Annotated in this window: 10 protein-coding genes; 9 read left to right on the plus strand and 1 reads right to left on the minus strand. The window is 45.8% G+C overall.

The features are described from left to right. Positions 1–7 precede the first annotated feature (7 nt). Positions 8–1,216 carry an NAD(P)/FAD-dependent oxidoreductase gene (locus IGI77_RS00360; RefSeq protein WP_015508719.1) on the plus strand — a complete coding sequence of 403 codons (1,209 nt, stop codon included), beginning with the start codon at positions 8–10 and terminating at the stop codon, positions 1,214–1,216. Between the two features lie 136 nt (positions 1,217–1,352). After that, positions 1,353–2,294, plus strand: a complete 942-nt coding sequence (locus IGI77_RS00365; RefSeq protein ID WP_081116678.1) for an FAD:protein FMN transferase — start codon at positions 1,353–1,355, stop codon at positions 2,292–2,294. A gap of 62 nt (positions 2,295–2,356) precedes the next feature. Here the strand turns inward: IGI77_RS00365 and IGI77_RS00370 are convergent, their stop codons facing one another. Further along, positions 2,357–3,271: a LysR family transcriptional regulator gene (locus IGI77_RS00370; protein ID WP_010748521.1), complete on the minus strand. Its 915-nt coding sequence runs from the start codon at positions 3,269–3,271 to the stop codon at positions 2,357–2,359. 263 nt (positions 3,272–3,534) lie between these two features. On the opposite strand from IGI77_RS00370, the gene IGI77_RS00375 reads away from it, so the two are divergent. The 7 genes from IGI77_RS00375 to IGI77_RS00405 all read left to right on the plus strand — a co-directional run bounded on the left by IGI77_RS00375 (position 3,535) and on the right by IGI77_RS00405 (position 12,513). Beyond that, on the plus strand, positions 3,535–4,140 hold the full coding sequence (locus IGI77_RS00375; protein WP_194193646.1) for an NADPH-dependent FMN reductase: 606 nt from the start codon (positions 3,535–3,537) through the stop codon (positions 4,138–4,140). Positions 4,141–4,158: 18 nt separating this feature from the next. Then, a complete protein-coding gene (locus IGI77_RS00380; RefSeq protein ID WP_086338876.1) occupies positions 4,159–6,585 on the plus strand; it encodes a flavocytochrome c in 2,427 nt (808 codons plus the stop codon). 90 nt (positions 6,586–6,675) lie between these two features. Beyond that, the gene (locus tag IGI77_RS00385) at positions 6,676–7,905 is read left to right on the plus strand and encodes an L-lactate MFS transporter (protein WP_010748523.1); all 1,230 of its coding nucleotides are present in this window, start codon (positions 6,676–6,678) and stop codon (positions 7,903–7,905) included. A gap of 221 nt (positions 7,906–8,126) precedes the next feature. Beyond that, the gene (locus tag IGI77_RS00390) at positions 8,127–10,229 is read left to right on the plus strand and encodes an SH3 domain-containing protein (protein WP_438769191.1); all 2,103 of its coding nucleotides are present in this window, start codon (positions 8,127–8,129) and stop codon (positions 10,227–10,229) included. Between the two features lie 241 nt (positions 10,230–10,470). After that, complete coding sequence (locus tag IGI77_RS00395; protein ID WP_438769192.1) at positions 10,471–10,974, plus strand: general stress protein; 504 nt, start codon at positions 10,471–10,473, stop codon at positions 10,972–10,974. Between the two features lie 268 nt (positions 10,975–11,242). Then, positions 11,243–11,809: a hypothetical protein gene (locus IGI77_RS00400; RefSeq protein WP_015508723.1), complete on the plus strand. Its 567-nt coding sequence runs from the start codon at positions 11,243–11,245 to the stop codon at positions 11,807–11,809. Positions 11,810–12,099: 290 nt separating this feature from the next. Beyond that, complete coding sequence (locus IGI77_RS00405; protein WP_010748527.1) at positions 12,100–12,513, plus strand: phosphate-starvation-inducible PsiE family protein; 414 nt, start codon at positions 12,100–12,102, stop codon at positions 12,511–12,513. Positions 12,514–12,541: the final 28 nt, after the last annotated feature.

Genomic DNA, 12,541 nt, shown 5'->3' on the forward strand with positions numbered 1-12,541 from the left:
AGGAAACATGAAGGAAGTTGTCATTTTAGGAGCAGGGTATGCTGGATTGCGAGCATTGCACGTATTGCAAGGAGCAAAAGAAGCGTTTCACATCACATTGATCGACAAAAACGATTATCATTATGAGGCAACCGATCTTCATGAAGTTGCGGCCGGTACGCAACCAAGAGACCGCATTTGCTATCCCATCAATGATGTCGTTCGTCCCCAAAAGACGAGCTTTGTTCAAAAGGAAGTGGCGTCGATCGATCGTAACCAGCAAGTGATCGTTTTTAAAGATCAATCCACGTGCACGTATGATTATTTGATCGTGGCATTAGGCTTTGAATCAGAATCATTTGGGATCCCTGGTGTCGAGGAGCATGCGTTGGAAATGGTGGATGTCGACTCCGCAGAAAACATCTATCATCATTTGTTGAAACAAATGAAGGCATACAAAGAAACACAAAATCCTGACTACCTAAAAATCGTTGTCTGCGGTGCTGGTTTCACTGGAATCGAATTGCTAGGTTCATTGGTGGAAAACCGTAAAACCTTCGCGAAAGCAGCAGGTGTCAAACCAGAAGACATCAAACTGTACTGTGTCGAAGCAGTGACTCGTTTATTACCGATGTTTGATGAAAAACTATCGGATTACGGGATCAAAAATCTCGTTAAATGGGGCGTAAACTTCCTGACTGGTAAACCCATCAAAGCAATCAAACCAGGTGTCGTTGTCTATCAAAATGATGCCGATACAGGAGCAACAGCAGAATTATCAGCCAAAACCATCGTTTGGACCACAGGCGTCAGCGGCAGCCATGTGATGGCTGAATCAGACTTTTCTGCTCGTCGTGGTCGCGTGATGGTCAATCAAGACCTAACAGACCCTGATCATAGTAACGTCTATGTTGTCGGTGATGTTTCAGCAGTCATGGACCCAGCGACCAATCGCCCGTATCCAACAACGGCTCAAATCGCTTTGAAGATGGGGCAGCATGCGGGTAAAAACATCTTACGTCAAATGAACGGGGAAAAACCAGCAGATTTCCACTTTGAATCATTAGGTTCAGTGGCATCGATCGGCAATACCCATGCCTTTGGCTTAGTAGGGAAAATGGGCATCAAAGGCTATCCCGCTTCCGTGGTGAAAAAAGCCATTATGGACCGTTCCTTGTACCAAACCGGTGGGGTCAAAGAAGTATTGGCGAAAGGCCGCTTCGACTTTTATCATTGAGCAATAGAAACAGGAGACTGCGAGGGTGACCTCGCAGTTTTTTTTCAAAAAAAGCAGCAGTGGTATCCCGCAGACTACTTTTTTCTCCCAGAAACTGCTATGATAGCCAAAAGAACAGAACAAAGGAGCAAGGACAATGCCAGAAGGCCAACGAGTGTTACAGGGAATGGGAACGGTGATCACGATTTGGGTGCAGCATGAAACCCCAGAAGTGATCTTAGAGGAAGCAGCCAAAAGAGCTGCGGCCTTTGAACAGCGTTTTAGTGCCAATGACCCGACGTCTGAGTTGATGCAGATCAATCAGCAGGCAGGACAAGGAGCGATCGCTGCCACACAGGAATTGTTTGAATTGATCGCACTAGGGAAAGCCCATAGCGTACCCAAAGATAGCTACTTAAATATTGCCATCGGTCCTTTGGTGCAGGAATGGCGGATCGGGTTCCAAGATGCTCATCTACCAACGCCTGAGAAAATCGCGGAGCTGCTGCCAAAGACTGATCCTGCCAAGATCATTTTGGATGAAACGCTGCAGACCGTCGGGTTAGCTGCTGGCATGAAGCTTGATCTAGGGGCTGTGGCAAAAGGATATTTTGCTGATTTGTTGATGACCTATTTCAAACAGGTTGGTGTCACAGCCGCTTTGATCGATCTTGGAGGCAATGTGGTGACTTACGGCGATGCCCCGAGCCATCAAGATGGCTATTGGCGGATCGGGATCCAAAACCCTTTCCTACCAAGAGGGAATTTTGTCGCAGCGTTGAAGGTTCGTAATCAATCAGTCGTTACATCAGGGATCTATGAACGAACCTATCAGGTAGCGGGCAAGACCTATCATCATATTTTTGATCGAGATACGGGCTATCCGTTAGAGTCAGCCATTGCCAGTGTCACGATTCTCTCCGACCAATCGGTTGATGGAGAGATTTGGACGACCCGCTTGTTTGGCAAAGAGCCACAAGCCATCTTGCAGGAGCTGGCGCCGTTAGAAGGGATCACTGGATTAGTCATTACAAAACAAGGAGAGCTGATCTATCCGCAAGAATTAGCCCGTTTGATCGAAACGCCAACAGCAGAATGAAAACAAGCAGCGATCACCTAGGAATATAGGTGGTGGCTGCTTGTTTTTTTGTAAAAAGAAAGCTAGACGTGTTGCAAAAAGGTCTCGATCAAGTCGGCTTCGCTGTTTGACAATGCCCGTTCGGCTTGATGGGCAATAAAATAGGTGAGGGACAAGAGTTCCTCTGGCATCGGATAAAGATTAAAAGGGGTCGCAGTCGCTGCTTGCAGCACGCTTTCGGGTACGATCGCAATCCCAAGGTTGTTTTCTGCCAATGCTGCTGCTGTATAAATATTGCTGCTTTCTATGAGCACGGTCGCCTCTACTTTGTATTTTTGCAGCAATTGATCGATTTGACGCCGAATCGCCGAGCCGCTAGCGGTCAAAATCAACGGACTTTGCAGCAAGTCTTTGACGGCCAATGAATCAGGTGCTAAATACCGCTTCTCTGGTTGATACAGGGGAGAACAAGGCGGAATGATCGCTAGATACCGTTCTTGATTGGTACTGTGGACCGTTAGATTCGGTGCGATCGTCTCAGGATTTTGTCCGATAAAAAAGTCCAGCTGCCCATTCAACAGTCGTTTTTCATTGTGCTTCGGCAGGTCTTCCCGTAAGAAAAAGTGTACGTTGGGATAGTGTTCATAATATGCAGGCAAAAAGAGTGGCAGCAGATAGGAACCAAGGCTGGGCAAGATGCCTAAGCGCAAAGAACGCTTCTCGGTCGCGGTATACCAAGACAGCCGACTTTTCAATTTGGCAGACTCTGTTTCCAAGGTTTCCAGATATTGATAATAGATTTTACCAGCTTCCGTCAGTTGAAAATGACCCGGCTGCCGATTGATGATGGGGGTCCCTAGCTCTTGTTCGGCACGTTTCACGGTTTGTGTCAAGTAAGGCTGTGAGATGTAGAGGTCTTTGGCGGCTTTGGTATAGTTGCTATGTTTTAGCAAGGTATCGAGGTATTGCAGCATCAGATGGGAATCTTTAAGTGCCATTGCGTGGTCCTCCTAGTCATTTTTCTTATTATAACAAATTTGTTATCGATGGATAATTAAATAAATATTTCACAAATAAAGAATTCAGTCGTACACTAAATGGGTACTTGGGGAAGATTTTTTTGTTTAGGAAGAAGCCTTTCATCTCAGTAGGTCTTAAAAACCAACTTGAGAAACGATTGAAAAAAGAAATCAAAGCCAATGGTCAAAAACTTTTTATTTATTGTTAAATGTTAAATTATTCACAATTAGGAGAGATGATAATGAAATTGATTGGAATCGTAGGAACCAACTCGACGCGTTCGACCAACCGTCGCTTACTGCAATTTATTCAAAACCATTTTAGTGACCAAGCGGAGATCGAACTTTGCGAAATCAGTGATCTGCCAGCATTTAATGAACCAGAAGATCGGACGGCACCAGCGGCAGTTCAAGCCTTGTCAGAGAAGATCGAAGCAGCCGATGGGGTGATCATCAGTACACCAGAATACGATCACTCGATCCCAGCGGTGCTAAAAAGCATGATTGAATGGCTTTCTTATACGACGCGGCCTTTGATCGATAAACCAGTGATGATCACGGGTGCTTCTCTTGGTGCATTAGGTTCATCGAGAGCCCAAGCCCATTTGCGTCAGATCTTAGATGCACCAGAAGTAAAAGCTCGAATCATGCCGAGTGCGGAATTTTTATTAGGGCACTCCATGCAAGCCTTCGATGAACAAGGAAACTTGATCGATAGCGAAAAAGTTGCCGAACTAGAAGATTGTTTCAATGAATTTGTCTTGTTTGTCGAAATCACGAACCGTCTAGTCAGTGAATATTCAACGGCTAAAGAACGAGCAAAGAAATTTTCGTGGGAACAAGCATAAGAAAGAGAGGAACCAGTCATGAAATTTGTCGGCCTAATCGGAACGAACGCCAAAAAATCCACCAATCGCCAATTAGTGGCGTTTATGCAGCGAGAATTTGCTGCCCTAGCAGAAATTGAACTACTGGAAATCAAGGATGTTCCAATGTTCAATGAAACACAAGATCAAACCAATAGTGAAGTGATTCAACGGTTAAATAGCAAGATTTTAGCAGCCGATGGGGTGATCATTGCGACACCAGAGCATAACCATTCGATTCCTTCCGCATTGAAAAGCGTCTTGGAATGGCTCTCCTTCAATCTCCATCCCTTTGATGGCAAACCAGTGATGATCGTCGGTGCATCCTACGATGTTCAAGGCTCTTCGCGAGCACAGCTTCATTTGCGCCAAATCCTTGATGCACCGGGTGTCAATGCGACAGTCATGCCAGGAAATGAGTTCTTGTTGGGACGTGCGCATCAAGCCTTTGATGAACAAGGCAATTTAAAAGATCAACGAACGGTCGATTTTTTGGAAAGCTGTTTCCGCAAGTTTGTTCGGTTTACGGAAGTCGCTAATTTGTTGAACGTACCAGAAGAAGTCGTTTATGAGCCTGGCGAATACACCGTCACAGCACCAGGACATAACGGGGATCTACCAATGGTCGTCAAATTGAGTGAAGAACGGATCGAAGCTATCGATATCGATACTTCTGGTGAATCCGAAGGGATCGCTGATGTCGTTTTCGTACGGATTCCTCAAGAGATCATTGAAGGGCAAACCTTAAATGTCGATGCGATCTCTGGTGCTTCGGTTACTAGTAACGGTGTCGTTGATGGCGTAGCAAAAGCCGTGAAAATGGCTGGTGCGAACCCAGATGTCTTGCGCAAACGGCCAAAAGCCGCCAGTGCTTTGCAAACAGAAGATGAAACGTATACCACCGATGTCGTTGTCGTAGGTGGCGGCGGCGCGGGTCTGAGTGCGGCTGCCAGTGTGCTGCAAGCCAATAAAGACGTGATCTTAGTAGAAAAATTCCCAGCGATCGGCGGCAATACCGTACGTACTGGCGGACCGATGAATGCCGCAGATCCAAAATGGCAAAACGGCTTTTCCGCATTGCCTGGCGAACGCAGTGCTTTAGAAGAAGTGCTGACGATCGATGAGCAAGAGATCGATGCAGAATACTTGCCAGACTTCAAAGCTTTGAAGGCACAAATCACTGCGTATCTTTCAGAAACGACGCCAGAAAAAGAATACTTGTTTGATTCTGCTTTGTGGCATCGAATTCAAACCTATTTAGGCGGAAAACGCAAAGATTTGAATGGTCAACCGATCTATGGGAAATACGAGCTAGTGAAGATCTTGACGGATCAAGCATTGGACTCAGTGAAATGGCTAGAAGAAATCGGCGTAGAATTTGATATGAACAATGTCGATATGCCAGTAGGAGCGAAATGGCGCCGAGGACATAAACCAGTCAAAAACGAAGGGTATGCCTTTGTCTCTGCTTTGCATCAATTCGTGAAAGAACATGGGGGAACGATCTTAACCGATACGCCTGTCAAAGAATTATTGATCGAAGATGGCAAGGTTACTGGAATCATCGGGGAAGGCCGTAACGGTCAAAAAGTCACGATCCATGCCAAAGCAGTGATTTTAGCTTCTGGTGGGTTCGGAGCGAATACGAAAATGTTGAAACAATACAATACCTATTGGACAGAGATCGAAGACGATATCAAAACGTCAAATTCACCAGCGATCACTGGTGACGGGATCAAACTAGGGGAAAGTGCTGGCGCGGACCTTGTTGGCATGGGCTTTTCGCAAATGATGCCCGTATCTGATCCAAACACAGGGGCTTTGTTCAGTGGCCTGCAAGTGCCACCTGCTAACTTTGTGATGGTCAATCAAAAGGGTGAACGCTTTGTCAATGAATACGAAAGCCGCGATGTATTGACCCAAGCGGCGATCGATAATGGCGGATTGTTCTATTTGATCGCGGATGAAGAGATCAAGAAAACCGCTTATAACACGAGCCAAGAAAAAATCGATAAGCAAGTAGCTGCTGGTACGCTGTTCCGCAGTGAGACCTTGGCTGGCCTGGCAGAGCAGATCAATGTTGATCCAGCCGTCTTAGAGGCGACCGTTGCGAAATACAACAGCTATGTGGATGCTGGGAAGGACCCAGAGTTTGGCAAAGATGTCTTCGACTTGAAAGTGGAAAAAGCGCCTTTCTATGCCACACCAAGAAAACCAGCGGTTCACCACACGATGGGGGGATTGAAGATCGATCCGCAAACCCATGTGTTGACGAAGGAAGATCAAATCATTGAAGGGCTGTATGCAGCAGGGGAAGTTGCTGGGGGGATCCATGCTGGCAATCGCTTAGGCGGCAACTCGTTGACAGACATCTTTACTTTTGGCCGAATTGCTGGAAAAACAGCAGTCGCAGAACATCTCGAATAAAAAGCCTTGCGCGTTGTGTCTCGACACGCGCGCTAGCTTTTGAAAAAACATGTGAATAATGTAACATGCTTAAAGCAAAGGAGAGAAAAAATGGAAACAAAAATCAATCGCTGGCTGATTCTGATCGCTTCGACCGCGGTATTGCTGTGTACGGGCGCCGTTTACGCCTTTAGTGTTTTTGCAGGACCTCTTAGTCAATTAAAAGGCTGGTCCATGGAAGAGATCATGTTAGCCTTTACCATCAATGCCGCAGTTGGCCCGATTACCATGATTTTGGGTGGTTTGCTGACAGACCGAGGAGCCGCTAGATGGGTCATCGCTGGTGGAGGCGTGTTGTTCGGAGCGGGCTTCTTCCTGACGGGATTGGTCAACTCACCCGCCATGCTTTACCTGACTTATGGAGTCTTTGCTGGTTTAGGGCAAGGCTTTGCCTATTCGGCTTGTTTAAGCAATACGATTAGGCTATTCCCGGATAAACGGGGACTGGCTTCTGGCTTGATCACAGCAGGTATGGGTGGGGCAGCGATTATTGCCGCACCGATTGCGAATCGTTTGATCGAATCACAAGATGTACTAGCAGCGTTTCGGATTTTAGGGATCGCCTATATCGTGATCGTCTTAGTGGCTAGTCTGTTTATTCGCAAGGCACCAGAAGATTATCGCCCAGCAGGTTGGCAACCAGCGGCGCAAGGAAAAAATGGCCCACAAATCAATCTGAATTGGTTGGACATGCTAAAGACACCAACCTTCTACTTGATTATCGTTATGTTAGGAGCAGGGGCTTTCTCAGGTTTGATGATTGCTTCTAACGCATCAGTGATCGGGCAAAGTATGTTCGGTTTGACGGCAGCCGCCGCTGCCTTTTATGTCAGCTTGTACTCATTGAGCAACTGTTTTGGTCGTGTCCTTTGGGGCACCGTTTCTGATAAAATTGGTCGGACGAATACGTTGATGATCATCTATGGCGTGGTGGCATTGTCCTTATTCTTATTAACGCTTGGTCAAACAACCGTGATCTTCACTGTCGGGATCATCGGTTTAGGACTGTGCTTCGGGGGCGTGATGGGGGTTTTCCCATCGATCGTTATGGAAAATTACGGACCGATCAATCAAGGAGTCAACTATGGAATCGTCTTTATTGGTTATTCTACGGCGGCATTCTTTGGTCCCAGAGTGGCAGCAGCAATCGCTGAAAGTAACCAAGGAAATTATACAAAAGCCTTTTATACGGCAATTTTCTTGGCGGTTTTTGGGCTCGTTCTCAACATTGGCTATGCGATGCTGAAAAAAGCCAAGAAGCCCGCACCTGTTATTAAATAACAATTCGACCAAAGCAGTCTTTTTGATAAAGGCTGCTTTTTTGGTGCCAAAACCACTCTTTTTTCTTTTTTTAAAACAGAGGATTGGCGGATGAAGCAAAAGAGAAAACTGTTTCATAGCAAGAAATTATCTCGTTGATTTCACTGTTTTTTCATCTTAACCCCCCATTTTTTAATAAATCGTGTTACAATAAAAAAAGGCTAATACGACGGAGGGATTAAATGACAATTCGTAAAGAACGACGCCGCTTAGAAAAGCGCTTGAAGCGCACACAATATACCCAAAAAAGTATTACGATGGCTACTACTTTAGTAGCGGGATCAACGTTTATCCCGACCTTAGGGCATGCGGCTGAAACGGCAACGACAGAAACTAGCAATGACCTCAAGGTCGTTGAACAAACAACAAACACTACACCAGAAACCGACAGCACACCGGTTGAGGAAACGACAGCATCGACGACAGCACCTGTTGTGACCGAAGAAACTTCGGAAACGACGGAGGAGTCAGGGACTAAAGCAGTCACTGAGGGATCAGAAACAGCGACGACAGAAAGCACAACAGTCGCTAGTGATGAAGTCTTAGAAGCAGATGAAGTACCATCAGCCCTTTCGGATTTGACCAGTCGGGCATTATTTTCACGGGCAACGATCGATCCGGCTGCCTTTATCAGTCAGATTTGCGGCTATGCAACGGAAGTAGCGGCAGCAAACGATCTGTATGCCTCTGTTATGATGGCACAAGCGATTTTGGAATCTGGCTGGGGCGCATCAACTTTGACGACCACGGCCAACAATATGTTTGGGATCAAAGGTAGCTATAATGGCCAATACGTGACAATGGATACGTATGAAGATGATGGTTCAGGCAATTATTATTTGATCAGCGCCAAGTTTCGGAAATACCCATCATTAAAAGAGTCTTTTGAAGACAATGCGTATGTGTTGCGCAACACGAGTTTTTCTAGCGGCAACTACTATTACAGCGGTGCATGGAAAAGCAATACGACCTCTTACACGCAAGCGACCGCTTGGCTGCAAGGGCGGTATGCAACCGATACTTCTTATGCCAGCAAATTAAACAATTTGATCAGTACGTATAATTTAACGCAATATGACACTGGCAGCTCAAATGCAGGCGGCGGCAATAGCAATGAAACGATCGTCAGTGATGAAACAGCGATCAATCAGCAAATGAAAACCACGTCATCCATGAATATTCGTTCGGATGCCTCCACCAGTGCCTCTATTACTGGTTCGTTAGCAGCCAATACGACGTTTACGGCAACGGCGACCAAAACGGGCACCAGCGTCAACGGCAACACCACGTGGTATAAAATTTCTGGCAAAGGCTGGGTCAGTGGTGCATATTTGACGAAGGTTTCGACCGATGATTCAAATAACAATAGCGGATCAGGCAACACCGGTTCTGACAATAGCAATTCTGGCACGACGATCAACAAAAAAATGAAGACGACGGAAGCGATGAATATTCGTTCCAGCGCTTCTACTAGCGGATCAGTGGTAGGATCACTTAGCAAAGGCACGACCTTTACAGCCACTTCTATGAAAACCGGCACATCAGTCAACGGCAACAAAAATTGGTACTATGTCTCTGGCAAAGGTTGGGTCAGCGGTGCCTACCTTACTGAAGTGACCAACAATAATGCTTCTGAAGCAGAAAAAGAAGACAACAGTTCAAGCATCAATCAAAAAATGAAGACGACGGCCGCATTGAATGTCCGCTCGGATGCTTCTACCAGCAGCCGTGTCGTGACGACGCTTGGTCAAGGGGTGACCGTTACCGTGACAGCGAAAAAGAACGGTACTTCAGTGGAAGGCAATAAAACGTGGTACTACGTTTCTGGCAAAGGTTGGGTCAGTGGTGCCTACTTGACAACAACCAGCAGCTCTTCCAATAACAGCGGTTCAACGACGACAAATCAGAAAATGAGAACCACCGAGATTTTAAATGTTCGTTCCGATGCTTCTACCAGCAGCAGTATTACTGGTTCTTTAAGTAAAGGGGCAACCGTCACGGTTACCGCAACAAAAACCGGGACGACCGTCAATGGCACGAACAAATGGTATTATGTTTCTGGCAAAGGCTGGGTCAGCGGTGCCTACTTGACAGCTGCTAGCAGTGGGTCTTCTAATACGAATACCAGCAGTAGTTCAACGAAGACGCACACGGTGAAATCAGGTGACAGCCTATGGTCACTGGCACAAAAATACAATACCAGCATCAGCCAAATCGCATCATGGAACAAGATCAACAGCAGCTATACGATCTATGTCGGGCAAAAGTTGATCGTTTCCAAATAATAAGCAAAAGCAACCGCGTGTATGCCATTGGCTCACGCGGTTTTTTATGCTGGATCAAGCGTTCACTAAGCTGCTAGCGGTTTATCAAGAAACTACTTGTTTTTCGTAAGCGCAATCAAACTATTTGGTCAATCATAGAACCCTGCGTTAGAATGAAAGAAGCAATAGAAATTGCTAGTTTTAAAAGAATTGCTTCAGAACCAGAACAATCGAAGCGTACACAAAATAAGGAGGATTTCACATGCACAACAGAAACCTAACGATTATTGGCAGTTACGACACTCGAACAGAAGTATTACCGGTTATTGAGCAATTGACAAACGAAGGCTATGGCAAAGACGATATCGTGCTGTATGCGAATCAAACAGTCATCGATCAATTTGGGTTAGAATCCATCGATGATGTGGAAGTGGAGCATGCTGCTAGTGAAGACGAAGATCGTTCGCTTTGGGAAAAAATCAAAGATGCGTTTTCTTTTGGCGATTCAGATCACAGAGACGATGAACATGATCCATTATACGGCTACCGAGATGACATCGAACGAGACAAACTCGTTGTCGGCGTCTACGATTATCAGCCGATGGACAAAATAACGGATCGTGATGCAGATACTGGGCCAATCATCGATCAACCGTTACCAGGTGAAACAGCGATGCCCGATGAGTCCGTTCATCCAACACCGCGCATGGGAGACAGTGAGATTGAAGCACCGATCCATGACCCGAATCATCTGCGAAACTTATAAGTAAAAGAATTTCTTAAGTAAAGGAACTATTAAAGCCAGAGGAACGAGCATCTGTCGCACCTGCCAACCCTTAGTGAAGGGATGGGCCCGCAGGTGATCGACCGTCGCCCTCGGGCTTTTTTTGTTGCGCAACGGGCATTCATGTCTTTGTCATCTTTGAAAATAAAACTTAATTTGTTGACGATTGCTTTTTTTTGTATAATATAAGAATGAGATAGATCATTGACGGAAGGTCCAACCATATTTTTGGGAAAGGATGGGGAGTGCGATGAAATTCAAGTTCAATATGCAGTCGGCATTAGTCAGTTGTTTTGTTGCGGTTTTTTTGAGTGTGGCGATCAATCAAGATGCCAATGCCTTTGTTGCCGCGCCCTTTGTTCGAGATTCTTCCAGTAGTTCCTCCGAGCCACCTTACCAGACCGCAAGCAGCAGTATCGAAGAAACCTCTGATTCCAGTCAGATTTTTTATGAAGCCAGTGTTAGTTCGTATACACCGTCTTCAACGACTAGTCGCTCGATCGAAGCGTCGACAAATGAAGGCACGTCTGTTTCTGTAAGCGAAGTAGAGACAGAGCCTAGCGTCAGTACTTCTGCAAGTAGCGAAAGCAGTTCGAGTACCGCGCCGAGTGGCGGCTCAACGACCACCAGCGATACCTCCAGCAGTAGCGCTAGCAGCAGTTCTTCAAGCTCTTCGTCTACGAGTTCGACCAGTACTACAACAAGCAGCTCCAGCAGTGAAACGACTGAACCGTCTTCGGAAACCTCCAATAGCGATGACGAAGCTGCGGAAGATACGAGTGAAAACGTTGATCTAACAGTCGAAGGGGTCAACTGATCCCAGTTTATAAGGAAAACCAGTCCAATCCAAAGGCACCATTTCAGCTAGGCTTTATGCCTAGCTTTTTTATTTGCTTGTGTGAAGGAGTCACGCCCGGCCATTGCCATAAACAGGCTTTTTCGTGGCTGCGTCCCCATAAAGCAGCTATCCCTTTTGACTAGTGAAAAAAGCGACTACCCTCAGTCCTGCGTGTTTATTTCCTTCCTTCCTAAAAAAAGCTGCACTTGCAAGCATATCGTAAAGTGATTTTGAACAGTTTCGCTATAATAAGTGCGAGGAGGGGTGTTATGGGAAAGTATTTTAAGCACTTCGAAAAAATGATTAGTGTGATTGTTGATATTATGTTAGGACTGTTGGTTCTGTTGGTTTTGGTGGTGATGGCGGAAGCGATCTACAAAATCGTTGTCCATGTGATCCCGCTGCATGAAGTCAGTGATCTTTCCTTATTGATCGAAGAGATCGCGACATTGTTTATTTTACTGGAAATTATTTTGATGTTATTGCGTTACGTAAAAGAAGGTCACCATATTCCGGTGCGTTACTTGATTTTGATCAGTATTACAGCAATTTTAAGAGAGCTGCTTTTGGCACAAGGAAAAGGGTTAGAAACGCTCTTTTTGGCCTTAGCGATCTTGGTCTTGATCATTGTGCTGCAGGCGTTGGAAAAACTCAAAGCCTTTCATAGTTCTAAAGGACTGTAAAAAAAATCATCCGATTGGTTGACGAATG

Origin of the sequence: Enterococcus sp. DIV0213h (genome assembly GCF_051711285.1) — a bacterium.
Taxonomy (GTDB): domain Bacteria; phylum Bacillota; class Bacilli; order Lactobacillales; family Enterococcaceae; genus Enterococcus_D; species Enterococcus_D casseliflavus.